The organism is Halomonas sp. HP20-15 (assembly GCF_033446685.1).
Classification (GTDB): Bacteria; Pseudomonadota; Gammaproteobacteria; order Pseudomonadales; family Halomonadaceae; genus Modicisalibacter.
Window position 1 is genome coordinate 85,083 of sequence record NZ_JAWQLY010000008.1, and the last position, 17,708, is coordinate 102,790.

The 17,708-nt window shown below is 65.2% G+C and carries 13 protein-coding genes; 5 read left to right on the plus strand and 8 right to left on the minus strand.

Annotated elements, in window-relative coordinates:
• Positions 1 to 27: 27 nt before the first annotated feature.
• Positions 28 to 1,041, minus strand: coding sequence for an SDR family oxidoreductase (locus R6258_RS12040; RefSeq protein WP_318450570.1), 1,014 nt, complete (start codon positions 1,039 to 1,041; stop codon positions 28 to 30).
• A gap of 172 nt (positions 1,042 to 1,213) precedes the next feature.
• On the minus strand, positions 1,214 to 2,167 hold the full coding sequence (locus tag R6258_RS12045; RefSeq protein ID WP_318450572.1) for an aldo/keto reductase: 954 nt from the start codon (positions 2,165 to 2,167) through the stop codon (positions 1,214 to 1,216).
• A gap of 188 nt (positions 2,168 to 2,355) precedes the next feature.
• On the opposite strand from R6258_RS12045, the gene R6258_RS12050 reads away from it, so the two are divergent.
• Both R6258_RS12050 and R6258_RS12055 read left to right on the plus strand, forming a co-directional pair.
• Complete coding sequence (locus tag R6258_RS12050) at positions 2,356 to 3,309, plus strand: DUF808 domain-containing protein (protein ID WP_318450574.1); 954 nt, start codon at positions 2,356 to 2,358, stop codon at positions 3,307 to 3,309.
• Positions 3,310 to 3,434: 125 nt separating this feature from the next.
• Positions 3,435 to 3,905 carry a MarR family winged helix-turn-helix transcriptional regulator gene (locus R6258_RS12055; protein WP_318450576.1) on the plus strand — a complete coding sequence of 157 codons (471 nt, stop codon included), beginning with the start codon at positions 3,435 to 3,437 and terminating at the stop codon, positions 3,903 to 3,905.
• A gap of 37 nt (positions 3,906 to 3,942) precedes the next feature.
• Here R6258_RS12055 and R6258_RS12060 read toward each other — a convergent pair whose 3' ends face one another.
• Complete coding sequence (locus tag R6258_RS12060) at positions 3,943 to 5,895, minus strand: FAD-binding monooxygenase (protein ID WP_318450577.1); 1,953 nt, start codon at positions 5,893 to 5,895, stop codon at positions 3,943 to 3,945.
• 249 nt (positions 5,896 to 6,144) lie between these two features.
• Here R6258_RS12060 and rmuC point away from each other — a divergent pair, with 249 nt between their 5' ends.
• Positions 6,145 to 7,716 (plus strand): DNA recombination protein RmuC, encoded by a 1,572-nt coding sequence (gene rmuC, locus R6258_RS12065; RefSeq protein ID WP_318450580.1) that lies wholly within the window; start codon positions 6,145 to 6,147, stop codon positions 7,714 to 7,716.
• A 97-nt stretch (positions 7,717 to 7,813) separates the two neighbouring features.
• On the opposite strand, the gene R6258_RS12070 is transcribed toward rmuC, so the two are convergent.
• Positions 7,814 to 8,569, minus strand: coding sequence for a Crp/Fnr family transcriptional regulator (locus tag R6258_RS12070; protein ID WP_318450582.1), 756 nt, complete (start codon positions 8,567 to 8,569; stop codon positions 7,814 to 7,816).
• A gap of 340 nt (positions 8,570 to 8,909) precedes the next feature.
• Positions 8,910 to 9,590 (minus strand): response regulator transcription factor, encoded by a 681-nt coding sequence (locus tag R6258_RS12075; RefSeq protein ID WP_318450583.1) that lies wholly within the window; start codon positions 9,588 to 9,590, stop codon positions 8,910 to 8,912.
• Between the two features lie 122 nt (positions 9,591 to 9,712).
• Here R6258_RS12075 and R6258_RS12080 point away from each other — a divergent pair, with 122 nt between their 5' ends.
• Entirely contained in the window at positions 9,713 to 10,225 is a 513-nt protein-coding gene (locus R6258_RS12080; RefSeq protein ID WP_318450584.1) for an oxidoreductase, read from the plus strand.
• Between the two features lie 17 nt (positions 10,226 to 10,242).
• Entirely contained in the window at positions 10,243 to 12,591 is a 2,349-nt protein-coding gene (locus tag R6258_RS12085; protein ID WP_318450586.1) for an ATP-binding protein, read from the plus strand.
• Between the two features lie 28 nt (positions 12,592 to 12,619).
• On the opposite strand, the gene R6258_RS12090 is transcribed toward R6258_RS12085, so the two are convergent.
• The 3 genes from R6258_RS12090 to R6258_RS12100 form a co-directional block, all read right to left on the minus strand.
• Positions 12,620 to 13,846 (minus strand): EAL domain-containing response regulator, encoded by a 1,227-nt coding sequence (locus R6258_RS12090; protein WP_318450588.1) that lies wholly within the window; start codon positions 13,844 to 13,846, stop codon positions 12,620 to 12,622.
• 102 nt (positions 13,847 to 13,948) lie between these two features.
• Complete coding sequence (locus tag R6258_RS12095; RefSeq protein WP_318450590.1) at positions 13,949 to 14,719, minus strand: PEP-CTERM/exosortase system-associated acyltransferase; 771 nt, start codon at positions 14,717 to 14,719, stop codon at positions 13,949 to 13,951.
• Between the two features lie 100 nt (positions 14,720 to 14,819).
• Positions 14,820 to 17,696: an EAL domain-containing protein gene (locus R6258_RS12100; RefSeq protein ID WP_318450591.1), complete on the minus strand. Its 2,877-nt coding sequence runs from the start codon at positions 17,694 to 17,696 to the stop codon at positions 14,820 to 14,822.
• Positions 17,697 to 17,708 lie beyond the last annotated feature (12 nt).

The following is a 17,708-nucleotide window of genomic DNA, read 5'->3' on the forward strand; positions in this document are numbered from 1 at the left end:
GCGATCTCGCTCCGCTCGGGTGCCGGCCTACCGCCGCCGTCTAGCCAGTGCCGCGACACCGAGTAGGGCGCCGGTGACCACGGTCGCCGTCAGCACGGGATGCATCGAACTTCGGGTATAGATGCTCGATTTCGCGACATGATGCGGGTAGTGGATCGTTTCCTGGTTGTCCGTGGCGGGCTCGCGCAGTGCAAAGTGCTGGCGATGCTCCGGGCGTCCCGATTTCTGCTGGCGGATGATCGAGGCTTCCATGATCCTGTCGGCCAGGCGCGGGGCATATTGCCCCAGGGCCGCGATCATCTTGCCGCCCGCGCCGACGTAGATGTCGCGCCTTGGCACCTCGGCGCAGTGCAGGATGCTGCGCGCGACGACCTGCGGGTCGTAGAGCGGCGGCGGCAGGTTGGGTTCTTCGTCCATGTAGTTTTCGGCATGCTCGGTAAAGGGCGTGGCGATGCTGCTCGGCTTGACGAGGGTGACGGCGATCGGCGCGCCGGCGGCCTCGAGTTCCATGCGCAGTGCATCGGTAAAGCCCTTGACGGCGTGCTTCGAGGCGGAATACATGCCTTGGATGGGCAGCGCGCGATCCGAGACGACCGAGCCCAGGTTGATGATCGCGCCGCCGTACTCGTCCTCTCGCTCGCGAAGGTGGCGTGCCGCTTCCAGCGAGCCGTGCACGACCCCCCAGTAATTGGTCTCGAACAGGCGCCGATGATCCTCCGGCTTGATGTCGAGCATGTTGCCGAAGATGGACACGCCGGCATTGTTGATCCAGGTGTCGAAACCGCCGAAGCGGTCGATCGCGATACGCGCAATGTTATGCACGTGCCCCGCGTTGCCGACATCCGCCACCGCATAGGCGGTCTCGCCGCCCTGGCGCTGGATTTCCTCGCTCAACTGGCGCAGCGCGCCCTCGTCACGCGCCGCCAGCACCAGACGTGCGCCGTGCTCGGCGGCCAGGCGGGCGGTCGCCAGGCCGATGCCGGTGGTCGCGCCGGTGATGACGATCGTTTGATCCCCGAGTTTCTTCAAAGGCAGTGCCATGATGCTCTCCTTGCTGGCTGCTCCCGATCCCCGGCATGAGCAGCTTGGCGTCTATTGCGTCCCAGTGCCTCGCCAGGCCGGTATCGGGCCCAGCGAGTGCTTCGCTAAGCATAGAAGGCGCTCGCGGAATGCCAATGGCCACTTGCAGGCATGCAGAGCCGGCGTATGACGCTCAGTCCGGCGCGCTGGCCTCGCTGAGCTGACGCAGGGCGGCATCGTCGAGCTCCAGCCGGGTGGCGGTGATCAACTGCACGAGCTGCCTTCGCGAGGTGGCGCTGGCGATCGGCGCGGTAACCGCCGGCTGGGCCATCAGCCAGGCCAGGGATACCGCGGCCGGGGTGGCGTCGACGCGCTTGGCGACGTCGTCGAGCGCGGCTAGGATGCGCATGCCGCGCTCATCGAAGTACTTGTCGACGAAGCCTGCGCGGGCCTTGCCCCGGGCGTCCTCGCGGGAGCGGTACTTGCCGGTGAGAAAGCCGCTGGCCAGCGAGAAGTAGGGGATCACGCCGATATCGTACTTCAGGCACAGCGGAGCCAGTTCGGTCTCGAAATCGTCGCGGTCGTACAGGTTGTAGCATGGCTGCAGCGTCTCGTAGCGCGGCAGAGCATGCCTCTGGGCGACCTGGCTGGCCTCGTCGAGGCGGTCGGCGGTGTAGTTCGAGGCGCCGATGACGCGCACCTTGCCGGCCTCGATCAGCCGGTCGTAGGCCTCGAGGGTCTCCTCCAGGGGCGTGTCGGCATCGTCGAGGTGCGACTGGTAAAGATCGATGTAATCGGTTTGCAGCCGCTCGAGCGAAGCCTCCACCGCGCGCTGGATATACGCCTTCGAAAGTCCCTTGTCGCCGTCGCCCATGTCCATGCCGACCTTGGTGGCCAGCAGCACCTTGTCGCGATTGCCGCGCGCCTTGAAGTACGCGCCGAGCACGCGCTCGGACTCGCCGCCGCTGTGACCGTCGACCCAGCGCGAATAGACATCGGCGGTGTCGACAGTGGAGAAGCCGGCGTCCAGCCAGGCATCGAGCATCTCGAACGACTGACGCTCATCGAGGGTCCAGCCGAAGACGTTGCCGCCGAAGATCAGCGGGTCGGTTTTCAGGCCGCTGTGGCCGAGGGGGCGTTGACTCATTGCGATTCCTTGCATCGTGAATTCCGGGCCGGACACGCACGTGCCCATGTCGCTACGCCCAAGCGTAGACGACCCCGCCGGGGGCTGCGGAATCGATCGCCGCATGGTGCAATGGAGTGTCGAAACAGCGCGACGACAGGGGCGACCAGCCGGTAAGCTGACGCCCGTCACCACTCGGAGGTATGCCTGTGGCCGGAAGCAGCCTGCTCACATTGATCGATGACATCGCCACGATCCTCGACGACGTCTCGTTGATGACCAAGGTGGCGGCGAAGAAGACCGCCGGCGTGCTGGGCGACGACCTGGCGCTCAACGCCCAGCAGGTCACCGGCGTGAAGGCCGATCGCGAGTTGCCGGTGGTCTGGGCGGTAGCCCGCGGGTCGCTGCTCAACAAGCTGATCCTGATCCCCACGGCGCTGCTGATTAGCGCCTTCCTGCCCTGGGCGGTGACGCTGCTGCTGATGCTCGGCGGTGCGTATCTCTGCTTTGAGGGTGTCGAGAAGCTGGCGCACAAGTTCCTGCATCGCGACGAGGACAGCGACGAGCATCGGCGGCGGGTCGAGGCGATGGCCGACGAGCGGGTCGACATGCGCGCCTTCGAGCGCGACAAGATCAAGGGCGCGGTGCGCACCGATTTCATCCTCTCCGCCGAGATCATCGTCATCACGCTGGGCACGGTGGCCGGCGTCTCGCTGAGTCAGCAGGTCGCGGTGCTGGTGGGCATCGGCCTTTTGATGACCGTCGGGGTCTACGGGCTGGTCGCCGGCATCGTCAAGCTCGACGACCTGGGGCTCTACCTGAGCCGCCGCGAGGGCCTGCTCAACGCCGTCGGGCGCGGCCTGCTCGCCGGCGCGCCCTATCTGATGAAGAGCCTGTCGGTGATCGGCACGCTGGCGATGTTCCTGGTCGGCGGCGGCATCCTCACCCACGGCATCCCGGTGTTGCATCATCTGGTCGAGGGCGTCGCCGACACCGATACCGCCGTGCCCGGCCTCGACGCGGTGATCCACGGCCTCGGCCCGTCGCTGCTCAATATGCTAATCGGGCTGGTCGTAGGTGCGCTGGCACTCGGCGCGGTGACGCTGATCGGGCGTCTGTTCGGCGGCGGGAAACGGCGGCACGACGACAGCGAATCCTCCTGAGGGAGGGCATCGCCATGCCGCGCCGAACTGCAAGCGCATTTGCCCGCGCCAGCAGCAATCGCTACTTTCGTCGGCGATGACCGACCGAGACGAGACAATCGGACCAACGATTTCCAGGAGAGACGGTGAACGACCCCCAGTCCCCCTTGCGTCAGGCCAGTAGCTTTCCGGGGAACCTGCTGCGACGCTGCCACCAGATCAGCGTGGCCATCTTCCTCAATAAGGGCAGGGCGCTGGAGCTGACCCAACTGCAATACATCGTGCTGTCGGCACTGGAAGAGCGGGGTACGCTCGACCAGAGCCGCCTGGGCGGATTGACCGCCCTCGATCGCAATACCACGGCGGTGGTGGTGAAGAAGCTCGAGACGCGGGGCCTGGTGACGCGCGAGCGCAACGCACGTGACCGGCGTTCGATGCTGGTCACGCTGTCGGCGCAGGGCCGTGACCTGCGCCGTCGGGCCGAAGCCGTCGCCGTCGATACCCAGGAAGAGTTGATGGCGCCGCTGTCGGCCGCGGAGCGTGAGACGCTGCGTGCCTTGCTGCAGAAGATCGCCGATCAGAACAACGACTTGAGTCGGGTGCCGGTGGTCAAGTGACCCCCGGCGCTTCGCCGGGGGGCGTCGCGGTACACGCTCATCGGGCGTCGAGCATGAAACCGTCGAAATAGGCCGCGAGCGCCGCATGGTCCTCCAGGGGCAGCACGTTGGCGATGTGCTGGTCGGGGCGCACGATGACCAGACAGCCGCGGTCGCGATCGATGCCGCGCAGATCGAAGATATCCTGGGCGTTCTTCAGATCGGGACAGAACACCTTTTCGTAATCGCGCAGCCCATAACGGCCCTTGCGTGGCCACAACAGCCGGGGCAGCGCATCGAGCGATAGCTCGCGATGGCCCTGCTGGAGAATCGCCCGCACATCGATCACGGCGTCGCTGTCGGCACCCGCCGGGGTATAGCGTTTGAGCGGCGACTCCGACGCTTCGTCGAGGAAGCGGCACAACGCCTGGAGACCCGAGTCCGCCGAGGCCGGATCGCGCCCGTCGGCAAAAGCGAACAGCCGCCAGCGCCCATCGGCCTTGACCGCATGGCCGAGCTGCATCGGCCTGGCGTCCGCCAGGCGGATCACCGGCGCCGAATGAAAGCGCATGCCGATCGTCAGGCCCCTGGCCAACTGTTGATGGGTGGGCTCGGCGGTGAGCAGCGAAGGGTGGTACTGGATCGCCGTGCCCGCGGTGAAGCGCCCCTGCTTGACGAAGTAGCGCTGGAAGTCCGCCGGGTCCACGCCGTCGCCCCGATCCTCGGGCGAGCCCTTGGGCGGCGCGCTGAACATCTTGGCGAACTCGCGATCGAAGTCGATCAGCTCCTTGGCGACGGTCTGGCGTTCGGCGGAATAGCTGTGCAGCAGCTTCGCTGAGGCCTGTCCCCGCAGCACCGCCGCCAGCTTCCAGCCCAGGTTGAAGGCGTCGCGCATCGACACGTTCATGCCCTGGCCGGCCTTGGGGCTATGGGTATGGCAGGCGTCGCCGGCGATGAAGACGCGCGGATGGCGAGTAGTGAGTTGCTCGGCGGGCACGTCGTCGAACTTGTCGCACAGTCGCTGGCCGATTTCGTACACCGACCACCAGGCGACTTCCTTCACTTCCAGCGTATAGGGATGCAGGATCCGCTGCGCCGCGGCGATCAGCTGCTCTGAAGTGATGTTGCGGCTCGCCACCCGCTCGCCGGCGTCGAGCTTGTCGAGCTCGATGTACAGCCGCACCAGGTAGCCGCCTTCGCGAGGGATGATCAGCATGTTGCCTTCGTTGGCGGAGTGGATAGCCGCCTTCATGCGTACATCGGGAAAGTCGGTGACCGCCAGCACGTCCATCACCCCCCAGGCCTGATTGGCCGAGTCGCCCTCGAGCGAGCGCCCCAGCGCCTGGCGCACCCGGCTGCGGGCCCCGTCGCAGCCCACCACGTAGCGCGCCTTGACGGTTTCCAGACGGCCTTCGTGGCCCGGGGCGAGACGCTCCAGGGTGGCCGTCACCGGGTAGTCGGCAGCGTCGCTCCTCGCGGCGTCGGCCGGACCGGCATCGATGGTCAGATCGCGCAGACGCCGCGAGTAATTGGGCGTCAGCCGCGACGGCGAGTGGCGCATCACCTCCAGGTAGAAGTCGTGGACGCGGGCCTGATTGAGGATCACGTGGGGGAACTCGGAAAGGCCGTCCTCGGTGTCCTGGACGCGACCGCTGCGGACGATGTTGCGGTGCCGGTCGCCATCGGGCTTCCAGAAGGTCGTCTCGTTGACCCAGTAGGCCTCCTTCAGCACGCGCTCGCTGAAACCGAAGGCCTCGAACATCTCCAGGGTGCGGCAGGCGATGCCGTCCGCCTGGCCCAGCTTTAGCGGACCATCTTTCTGCTCGACGATGCGCGTGGTGATGTCGGGGAAGGCCGCGAGCTGTGCCGCCAGGGTCAGCCCCGCCGGCCCGCAGCCCACGATCAGCACGTCGACGCGCTCGGGCAGGTCGCCGCCGCTGCCTGCTTCAGCGTCGGCGGGTTCGTGAACGGCCGGATCGCCGCTGCGAAAACCATTGAGATGAAATTGCATGGGACACCCTATCGAAGCGAGTTGAGGTCATGCGGCCGGCTGGAAGCGCTGAGTCGCAAAATGATCACTATTGTGACGATCAGTGTTGTGACGATTTCCCGGTCGGGCAATTAGACTTTCTTCCAACGGGGCCGGCGCGTCGCGCGCGAACCGCGACGCCACGGGCTCTCTCGGCTCCTCAGCGACTTTCCCTCGGCCTGCGCTTACGCGCTACCATGGCGTGTACATGACACTGCGGACCCGTTCGACATGACTCTTGAACCGATCCCGATGGCGCTGCTGGCGGCGCTGATCGCCTTTTTCGCCGGCTGGGGCCTGGCCGCCTGGCGCGGTGCGCGTCGCCTGGCGCCCTTGCAAGAGGCCAAGGCCGAGCTCGAGAAACAGCTGGCCGAGCGGGCGAGCCAACTGGACGAAACGCAAGCGGTGCTGGATGCCCGGCGCGAGGCGCTAGCGCAGGCGCAGCTCGCCCAGGCGCGGCTGGAAGCCGAGCTGGCCGGGGTCCGGGCGCATCAGGCCAATCTGCGCGAAGGCTTCGACGAGCGCCTGCGCGAGCGCGACGCCGAGCGTCAGCGCCTGGAGGGCCAGCGCCGCGACGCGCAACTGGCGCTCGAGGCTAGCCAGGAGAAGATTGCCGAGCTGCGCGAGGCGCTCAAGTCGGCGACCACCCAGCTCGACGCCAAGCAGCAGCACTTTCGCGAGCAGTTCGAGTTGCTCAAGGAGAGCCGCGACACCCTCAAGAAAGAGTTCGAGAACCTCGCCAACGAGATCCTCGAGCGCAAGGGCAAGGCTTTCTCGGAGCTTTCCTCGGAACGCATTGGTGGGCTTCTGCAGCCGATTCAGTCCGAGATGAAGGGCTTTCGCGAGAAGGTCGAGTCGATCCATCAGCAGGAGAGCGAGCAGCGCGTGCAATTGCGTACCGAACTGCAGCAGCTGCAGAACCTCAACCGGGCGATCACCGACCAGGCCGACAAGCTGACCACCGCGCTGCAGGGCCAGAAGAAGATCCAGGGCAACTGGGGCGAGCTGATGCTCGAGAATGTGCTCGACGGCGCCGGGCTGCGGCTGGGTACCGACTACAAGCGCGAGGTCAGCTTTACCACCGAGGACGGCCGCAAGCGCCCCGACGCGATCGTCTACCTGCCACAGGGCAAGCATCTGGTGATCGATGCCAAGACCTCGCTGGCCGCCTACACCCGCTACGTCAACTGCGACGACGATGTCGAACGCCGCCAGGCGCTCGCCGAGCACTGCCAGGCGGTGCGCGAGCGCATCACCGAGCTGGCCGATCGCCACTACTACGACCTGCCGGGACTCAACTCGCCGGAAGTGGTGATCATGTTCGTGCCGGTGGAGTCGGCCTACGTCGAGGCGCTCAAGTACGACGAGGGACTCTACCAACGCGCCATCGAGAGCAACGTGCTGGTCGCCACGCCGACCACGCTGCTGACCAGTCTCAATATCGTCCGCCAGCTGTGGCGCTTCGAGGACCAGAGCAAGCACACCGCCGAGCTCGCCAATCGTGCCGAGAAGTTCTACTCCAAGCTGGCGACCTTCCTGGGCAGCATGGAGGACGTGGGCAGGAAGCTCGACGGCGCGCGGGGCAGCTACGACCGGGCGATGAGCCAACTGGTCAGCGGCAAGGGCAACCTGATCAAGCAGACCGCCGAGTTCAAGGAACTGGGCGTGGCGGTCAAGAAGGAGCTGCCCGCCGAGCTGGTCGATCGCGCCCGGCTGGAGCTCGACAGTGGCGTGGCGACCGACGCCGCCGCGGATGGCGCCTCCGACCCGGCGTCGCGGTTGCATCGGCAAACGATACCGTGACCGCGGGCGCGCTCATTGCACCAGCGATTCGCTAGGGTGGAAGGTGCCAGTGTGGATTCAGTCGTGTTAGCGAGCGTCGGCGATAGCGGCAGTGGATTTATTGATGATGCTGCTTCAGGCGTTCGCGCAGCCCGTTCATGTCATCGCTGAGATAACGCCCGTCGAAGTCCGCCTCTTCGAACAGCTTTTCAGGATCGATGATTTCGATATGATGACGATGTTTTATCAGCACGCGATCTTTCTCCAGGGTGGTCAGCGAACGGCTGATATGTACCGAGGTAAGGCCGAGTATTTCGCCCAGGATCCTTTGTGAGATAGGTAGGGAAAAAGAGTGGATGTCGGTGTCGCGAACGCGACTGAGACGAGTGTAAGTCTCGACGATGAAATGCGCGATGCATGAGCGCGCGTCGCGATTGGCCCTGATCAGCATGCGCTCGGTCAGGATCGATTCCTGCCGGGCCAATGAGGCCAGCAGGGCGACCATCAGCGGCGTCGACTCTTCGATGAAATCGACGATCTTGTGGTTGGGAAATGGGCAGACGATCCCCTCGCAGATCATCCGGGCTTCGGAGAGGTGCTTCGCAAACGTGAGTTCACGCAAGCCGATCACATCGCCGGGAAGCAGGACATCGACGACCTGTCGGCCGCCATCGGGATGATCGCGAAAGGTGCAAGCCCAGCCACTTTTGATGGTATAGAGCTGATCCGCCTTGTCGCCGGCCGACCATAGCAGCTGATTTTCGGTGACGTGACAGGGGGCTTTCTCGAGTTCCTGGAGCAATTGTTGGTCCGAGTCTCCAAGCGGTAAATACCGGTTCAAATTGGCCAGTATGCAACTTTCATGTCGGTGCATTAAAATCGCCTTTTTGGCTTCGCAGAGCTGAATAAAAAGCACACGGAAAGCCAGTGGCCAACCGCAAGCTTGGATGGGATAAGGAGGCGACAGTAGCTGTCGGTAGGGAGGTTTTTCTTTTTTATCGCCTGGCTGGCTAATGGGCTGGCCTTGCTTGGTAGCGGTGTATTAAGAATACAAGTATAGGTGCCAAACCGGACAATTGTTAATTATTTGTCGGATTAAGTATAAGAAACGGCAAGGGTCCGTGCTGGCGGCGCTAGCTTGGTAGTTCGTGATTCCAATAATGAATTAATGCTTTAGTAGTATCGCGTATTAAATCGAAAAAACCCTCTATTGCTTATTGCTGTTCCAGCCGATAGCCGTGCTGGTAGACGCTGCGCAGCCGCAGTCCGTGGCGACCGTCGAGCTCGAGCTTCTGGCGCAGGCGGCTGACGTGTGTGTCCACGGTGCGTGTCGTGACGTCGGCGCTGATGCCCCAGATCAATTCCAGCAGATGTCCGCGCGAGAACAACTGGCCCAATTGGGTAAAGAACAGGCTGGCCAGGCGAAATTCACGGTCGGTCAGCTTCACCTCGCGCTCGCTGAGCGCAATGCAGCGCTGCTCGTGGTTGAGCTCGAAAGGGCCGATCCGTTCCTTGCTGGCGCTGGTGCGTAGCCCGGCGCGGCGCCCGAGCGCGGCAATACGGGCGCGCAGCTCGGCCGGACGCAGCGGCTTGGCGAGGAAATCGTCGGCGCCGCGTTCGAGCGCCGTCACCACGTCGTCCTCGCCGTCGCTGGCGGTGATGAACAGGATCGGCCCGCTCCAGCCGTGATGCTGGCGCAACTGGGCCAGCACGTCCATGCCCGAGGCGTCGGGCAGGTGCCAATCGATGATCAACAGATCGAAGGCGTCCTCGCGCATGGCGCGCTCGAACTGGCTGGCGCGAGCGAAGGCGCTGATCCGACTATCTTCGTCGCCCAGGCACTGACGAATGAAATCCTGCTGATCGGGGTCGTCTTCCAGTACACCAATATGCATCGGGCGCCTCGTCTCGAGTATGAGAATGCTCAGGTTTCAGCATAAGCGGCCGATGACTGGAAGACCAAGAGTCGTCATTGCATTTGCCTCGTTGCCTAAAGCGGCACCCGGAGACCTACCGTATGTTCAATCGTTTCGCTCGATCGCTCGGAATCTGCGTAATCGGCCTGGGCGCTCTGGCTGCGTCGGACGCCCTGGCGCTGGATGCGCCAAGCGGCCCGGTGATCCTGGTGGTCAGCGGCGCCATCGGGACGACCAACGTCGGCGACGAGGCGCATTTCGATCGCGCCATGCTGGCGGCGCTGCCGCAGCACGACACGCTGACCCATACTCCCTGGCACGACGACCGCATTCGATTTTCCGGCCCGCTGGGACGCACCTTGCTGCAGGCGGTCGATGCCCGGGGCTCCCGGATGCGGGTGACCGCGCTCAACGGTTACGCTTCGACCATTCCGGTCGCCGACTTCCACGAGCATGACGTGATCCTGGCGCTGGCGGCCGATGGCGAGCCCTTGAGCGTGCGCGACCAGGGGCCGTTGTTCGTCATCTATCCCTTCGACGACGAGCCCGATCTAAGCAACAAGCTGATCCTGTCGCGCTCGGTGTGGCAGGTCGAACGCATCGTGATCGATTGATACGCCGGATCCCTGCCATGCATTCCTTGCTTGCGTTGCGTTTTCGGGTCGCCTCGTTCGCGGTGATCCTGTTCTTTCTGGCGGCGCTGATCACGGGTTGGCTGATCTACCACCGGCATAACGCATTGGAGAATCGCCTGCTCGAGAGCCTGACCTGGACGGTCTATCAATTCGACCGTGAGGCGCGGGAGGTGCGTTTCAGCCTGGCACCCGCGACGGCCAGGCTCGACCTCGAGGAACTGCAACTGCGTTTCGACATTCTCTACAGCCGCATGCGGGTGTTCCGTCAGGGCGAGGTGGCGGTGGCGCTCAGTGCGCTTCATTCGATCCATTCGTCTGCTCACGTGCATCATTCGCTGCAACGAGCCGTGGCGCTCATCGATTCGATGGATACGCGGCTTGCTGAGCTGCGTGCGAAGGAGGGGATGCGGAGGGAAGTACTGCATCGGCAACTGTCGCTGCAAAGCGAGGCGCTCTTGCAGTTCACTGAAGCGATGCTGATCGAAACCAATGCCCATATCGCCGAATTGCGTACCTCGGAAAGTACGACTCTCTTGCGTCTCTACGCGATGGTGTTCGGGCTGATTCTGCTGTTGATGGCTTCCGGAGCGATACTGGTCGCGGCGCTGGCGCGCGAGGGGCGCGAGCACAGCCGCAAGGCCCGGCAACTCGAGGTGCGTACCGGCGAGCTCGATCAGGCGGTCGAGCGGGCCGAGGCGGCGAGCCGTGCCAAGTCCGAATTCATGGCGGTGATGAGTCATGAGATCCGCACCCCGCTCAATGGCGTGGTCGGCGTCGCCGACCTGCTCGCCGATGAGCCGCTGGGCGAGCGCGGACGCTCGCTGGTCGGCACCCTCAAGGAGAGCGCGCTGGGGCTGCAGGCGGTGATCACCGATGTGCTCGACTATTCGAAGATCGAAGCCGGCTCGCTGGATCTGGAGCACGAGCCGTTCGCGCTTCGCAGCTTCTTCGACCAGCTGTGCGCCAGCTATCGGCTGCGCGGCGATGCCGGCACGCTGCAGTTCGATTGCCACCAGGACCCTCGGCTCCCGGCCTGGGTTCGCGGCGACGTCAACCGTCTGCGCCAGGTGCTGATGAACCTGCTCAACAACGCCTTCAAGTTCACCGATACGGGACTGGTCAGCCTGCAGGCCTGGGTCGAAGACGACGGTCATATCCGTTTCGAGGTGCGCGACACCGGCTGTGGCATCGAGCCCGCCGAGCAGACCCGGCTGTTCGCGCCGTTCACCCAGGTCGACAGCTCGATCTCCCGTCGGCATTCGGGTACCGGGCTGGGGTTGGTGATCTGCCAGCGGCTGGTGCGCGCGATGGGCGGCGAGATCGGCCTCGACAGCCACCCCGGGCTGGGCAGCCTGTTCTGGTTCAGCATTCCACTGCCCGCCGAAAGCGCCATGCCGGACGGCGTGGTGAGCCACGACGCGCCGTCGCTGTCGCAGCAGCGTCACGTCCTCATCGTCGAGGACAATCCCATCAACCAGACCCTGGCGTGCGCCATGCTCGAACGGCTGGGCCAGCGCTTCCGGGTCGCCGACAACGGCGAGGATGCGCTGGTCCTGCTGGCCCGCGAACGCTTCGACCTGGTGTTGATGGATATCCAGATGCCGGTGCTCGACGGGCTCGAGACCACCCGCCGCTGGCGCGCACTCGAGCGCGGCGACGGCGGCCATCTGCCGGTGGTGGCGATGACCGCCAACGTGATGGCCGAGGATCTGGCGCGCTGTCGCGAGGCGGGCATCGACGACGTACTGCTCAAGCCGTTCACCCGGGCCGACCTGGAGGCACTGCTGCGACGCCTGTTCGCGCCGGATGCGCCTTCCCGCGCCCCGGTGCCTACGGAGCGCCCCGAAGAGGCGCCGGCGGGCCGGTCTGGAGAGGTGTTGGTGGGCCGCTCTCAAGCGGCATCAGCGGACCAGGGCGATGCATCGCTGGTGCTGGCGAGCGAAGCGTCCTTCGCAGCCACGACTCGCCAGTTGCTCGATGCGGCCATCTGCGAAGAGCTCCGCGAAGCGTTGCCCGCCGAGGCACTCGCCAATCTGCTGGCGACCTATCTCGGCCGCCTCGAACAGCGTCTGCGGCGCTTTGGCGTGTTGCTCGAAAGCCTCGACCGGTCGGGTCTGGCCCGCGAAGCGCATTCGCTGAAGGGCGCCTCCGCGTCGTTGGGCTGTGTCGCCATCGCGCGTGCCGCCTCGGACCTGGAGAAACTGGCCCCGCAGGAATCGCCGCATCGCTTGCAATCACGCGTGGCGGAACTGGCGGGGCTGGCCGCCAATACCGGCCAGGCGCTGCTGGCGGCCGGACTGATAGACACGCTGCCCGGGTTCGCGCTCGCCCCGGCCGGGCGCTGACGAGGCTGCAACGCTGACCGGTCCCCGCTCAGAAGGCATCCAGGTGGTGCCGCGCCAGCCAGCCGGTCAACTGATGGGTGGGCATCGGCCGGGCGAACAGATAGCCCTGGCCATAATCGCAGCCCAGGCTTTCGAGCAGCACGCGCTGGGACGGGGTTTCGATACCTTCGGCGACGACCTTGAGGTTGAGCCGCTGGCCGAGCTCGACGATGGTGGTGGTGATGGCCCGCGCCTCAGAGCAGCGATCGCTGGCGCCGACGAAGGTCCGGTCGACCTTGAGCTGATCGAAGGGTAGGCGATAGAGCTGCGACATGGACGAGTAGCCGGTGCCGAAGTCATCCATCGACAGGCTACAGCCGCGCTCGCGCAACCCGTTGAGCCGGTGGCGCGTGTAGCTCAAGCAATCGATCGTCGCACTTTCGGTGATCTCCAGATTGATCCTCGTCAGATCGACGCCATGACGCTCGGCCAGCGCGTCGAAGAGCGTCAGGCAGCGGGGTTCGTACAGCATCTGCGGGGCCACGTTGATCGCCAGGTCGAACGTGTGACCGGCGGCTTGCCAGCGCGCCTGCTGAGCGAATGCCAGGTCGAGCACCTGCCAGGACAGCGCCACGATCTGCCGGCTGTCCTCGGCGAGCGCGATGAAGCGGTCCGGCGGAATGACCCCGCGTAGCGGGTCCTGCCAGCGCACCAGCGCCTCGACCCCGACCAGCCGGCCGCTGGCCAGCTCGAGCTTGGGCTGATAGACGAGAAACAGGCGTTCTTCGCGCAGCGCCTCGGCCAGGTCGGCGGCACCGAGTGGCTGAGGCGCTTGCCCCTGCCGCGCCAGCAGCGCCGCCAGCATCGAGGCCTTGAAGGGCTTGGGCAGCAAACCGAGCATGTTCAGACCGTGGCTTTTGCCGGTCGCCAACGCGGCCTCGCCAGTGGCGGCGTTGCATCCGCTGACCAGGATGATGGCGGCCTGGCTGCGCTTCTCTTCGAGAAGTTGCAGCACATCGATACCGGTGAACTCACCGAGATGGAAATCCAGCAGGATCAGCTCGGCCTGCAACTGCTCGGGGGCATGGGCCAGGTCTTCAAGACCGCTGGCGATATGCACCGCATAGCCTTGTCGTTCCAGCAACAGGGCCAGCAATGTCTGCATTTCGCGGTCATCGTCGATGATCAGGGCGCGTTTGCCGGCTATCGCCGGTGCGGGCAGGAAGCGCTCGGCCACTCTCGGGGCGGCGTTTGGGGAGGCATCGAAATCAGGCATCAAGAGCCGCACCGGCTGGCTGGGATGACGGCAGCATAGCCCAGCCGCGATGCCGCTAGCAGACCCCGGGGCGCAGTTGTGACAGATGTTTGCAGTTGGCGTTCAGGCGTTGTCGTAGTGGCCGCTCGGTACCGCCGGCGAACGATACTGTCCGGCGAGCTCGGTCTCGATGTGACGATACAGATCGCGCAGGCCGGGCTGCATGTCGACGACGGCCTGGCGCTGGTCGATATAGAAGGCGCGTCGCTTGCCGTGGAACACGATCGGCTCGCCGACACAGGTGAAGCGCAGGCCGTAGATCGCCAACAGGCGGGGCAGGCGCTCCTGCATCATGGCAAACACGTGATGGTGCCCGGACAGCCCGACCAGCGCCGTGGCCGCCAGGAACAGGCCGACGCCGATCAGCGGAAAGGTGGCGCGATCGGTCTCGCTGAACGCGTAATCGGTGGGCGGTGGCTCGCTCACCGGCCCCGACTCGCGGGGGGAGCGTCGCCGGAAGTAGTGCGGGACGGCGAGCCGCGAGATCTCGCAGATCCGCTCGCGGGGCAGCTTGCCGGGATGCAGGGACGGGTGGGTCAGGCTCGACAGGCAGTGTGCCTCCAGAGGAAGCTGGCGCAGCGGTTGGGCGGCGGACTCGCAGGGGTAGACCAGCCGCATGCTGCCGGCGGCCAGCCCGCTGGCCGGGTGTTCGAGCAGTACGATCAGCGATTTTTCGTCGTACTCGTCGCTCTCCAACTGCTGCAGCGGATCTTCGCTCATCTGGTAGTCGAGCTCGCGGCGAAAGACGCTGTGCCTGAGCGCATAGGCACGATTCCTGGCTTCAAAGGTCGTGGCGAGACAAAAGCGAAAGCTTGCCGAGAAATGGTCCAACATACTGACTCCGGTTCCCTGGATTTTATCGTTATGCCCCGAGGCTTACGCTCGGGTGTGCCCTGCCTGCGTGTCGCTCATGGTAGCGTCTTGCCAATAAAAGTCAGCCTTCGGTATCGCCGGACGCTTCTTCCTCGGCCAGGCCGTAGCGGGCGAGGATGGTCGCCACCGGCACCGGGCGACCGATATGGTAACCCTGCGCAAAGGTGATGCCATACTGCTGGAGCAACGGCAGCATGCTGGGCTGGTCGACGAATTCGGCGATGGTTTCCTTGCCGAAGCCGGTGGCGATGTCGGCGATCGCCTTGACCACCAGGCGGTCCTCGGAGCTGGTCAGCAGCTTCTGGATGAAGGAGCCGTCGATCTTGATGTAATCGGCCGGCAACTGGCCCAGGTAATGGAAGCTGCTGAAGCCCACGCCGAAGTCGTCGAGCGCCGTCTGGCAGCCCAGCTGGCGTATGGCCTGCAGCACGCCGCGGGCGGTGGAGAAATCGGTGACCGCCGCGGTCTCGGTGACCTCGAGGATCAACTGCTGGGGATCGGCGCCGGCGACGTGCAGTTCGTTGGCCAGGAAGGCGCTGAGTTCGGTGTCGTGCAGCGACTGCCCCGACAGGTTGACCGCCAGCTTGACGCCCTGCGACTGCAGGCGTGCGAGCAGCGCCAGGCTTTGCTGCAACACCCAGCGATCGAGGGCGACGATCTGCCCGCTGCGCTCGGCGATGGGGATGAACAGCCCCGGCATGACCAGCGAGCCGTCGTCGCCGTGCATGCGCAGCAGTACCTCGTAGTGCTGGGTGCTGAGGTCGTCGAGACGCGCGATCGGCTGCAGGTAGAGCTCGAATTCGCCGTTGTTGAGCGCTTCACGGATGCGCTCGACCCAGTACACGCGGTGCTGCAGTTCCTCGCGGGAATGCTTGGCCGCCGACAACAGGTGCCAGCGCTGGGCGCTGCTCTCCTTGGCCTTGTACATGGCAAAGTCGGCGCCGGCCATCAGCTCCGCCACGCTGGTGCCATGCTGGGGGTAGAGGGCGATGCCGATGCTGGCGATGGCGCGATGGCGCCGGCCGTTGACCGAGAAGTCGATGTCTTCGAGGATCTGGACCACCCGTTCGGCGACGGCGATGGCCTGGGCGGTATCGGCATCCTCGATTAGCAGCGAGAATTCGTCGCCGCCGAGGCGGGCGACCACGCTGTTGCTGTCGAGCTTTTCGAGCAGCGCGTCACCGACCAGGCGCAGCAACTGGTCACCGGAATTGTGCCCGCTGAGTTCGTTGACTTCCTTGAACTGATCGAGATCGAGGAACAGCACCGCCCCCTGACGGGAGCGCTTGAAGGCGCGCTCCAGGGCGTCCTGAAAAAAGCGCCGGTTGTAGAGGTTGGTCAAGGGATCGCGATGGGCCAGCCAGGCCAGGCGCTCCTCGGCGCGCTTGCGCTCGGTGATGTCGAGTCCCACCGAGATCAATGCCGCGCTGGTGCGGTACTCGCCGGGCATCGGAGCGTGGTACCAGGCGATGGTGCGCTGATCGCGCTCGGCGGTGAGCATCGTGCCCTCTTCCTGGCTGGGACGGTCGAAGGGCCGTTCGCCCAGATCGGCGTCACGGGCGAAGAGCGTCGTGAAGCGGCTGCCGATCAGGGCCCTTTCGGGCTTGCCGCTGACGATCTCGGTATAGCGGTTGATCAGGGTGATCTTGCCGTCGCGGTCCTGGGTCAGGATGAGTACCCGGGCGGTATCGAGCAGCCCGTTGATGAAGTCGCGTTCGGCGCCGAGTTCGGCAAGCCGCTGGGTCAGCTCGCGGTCGCGACTGAGCACCGCCGCTTCCAGCGACCCCAGCTGTTCGGCGAGTTCCAGGGTGGTGTATTCCAGGCTGTCGATCTCGTCGTTAAAGCGTGCCCGGCGCGGCGTTATCGCCTGGCGGACGTACGCGAAATCGCGCTGCGCCAGTCGCGGCAACAGGCCGGCGAGATGGCGCAGGCGCACCATCGGCGGCCACAGGATCATCAGTAGCAGCGCTTCCGCGGCGAGCCAGCCGGCCAGGGCGATCAGCAGCGTGGAGCGTGTGTCGCGACTGATCGCCGCGACCTGCGAGGTCACGTCCGAAATCAGCAACAGGTGGCCGCTGGTAGGGAACCAGGCACTGTCGTTCATGGCGATCGTCGCCAGCTCGTAGGTGTGATCGGCGAGCTCGAAATCCCGCGGTTGAGTCTCGATCTCTTGGAAGGCGAAGCGCCGCGAGGCGGCCCTGATCACCGGCAGGCTCGAGGCTTGGCGCGTTAGCGTCACCAGTGCGCCGTTCCAGGCCGGCAGGTAACGCTCGGCTCGGCTCAGCGTCGCGTCGCCCTGGTTGTCGATCACCAGCAGGCCGATGTCGGCATCGGCCATGCTCTGGGCGTAACGCGTGATATCGGCCAGCGAGCGCGACACCACCACAATGCCCACGCTGGTGCCGTCCAGCAGCACCGGCACGGCGACGTACTGGCGACAATCGCGTACGCAGCGCAGCGTGGTCAGCGGCGCTTCCTGGGCCATGACGGTTTCGGCCCAGTTGGACAGGGGCAGATCGTCGCCCGCCAGCGGTTGTCCCTGCGAGGTGAGTCGCTGGCCCCGACTGTCCAGGATCAGGATCTCATCGCTACCGGCGTCGAGCTGTAGCGTCGGCCAGATCGGTGCGATCGCCCGGGCGGCCTGCCCGGGGTCGGCGTTGGCGACGGCGCGTCCGAGCTCGTTACTGGCCGCCGCCATGCCGGCCAGTTGGGTCAACGCATCGGCCGAGCGCTCGACCGCCAGGCGCAGCTCGCGCTGGCGTGCCTTGAAGATGGCCTCCCGCGACTCCTTGAACTGGTGCGTCAGGCTGTCGTGGCTGATGGCCGTGAAGGTCAACACCATGCCCAGCAACAGCAGGCTGTTGAGAATGATCGCGCGCCAGGTCAGGCTGAGACGCGGGCGTTCCCGGCGGGATGGCGCGTTGTAGCGGGGTCTCAAGGTGAGCGTTTG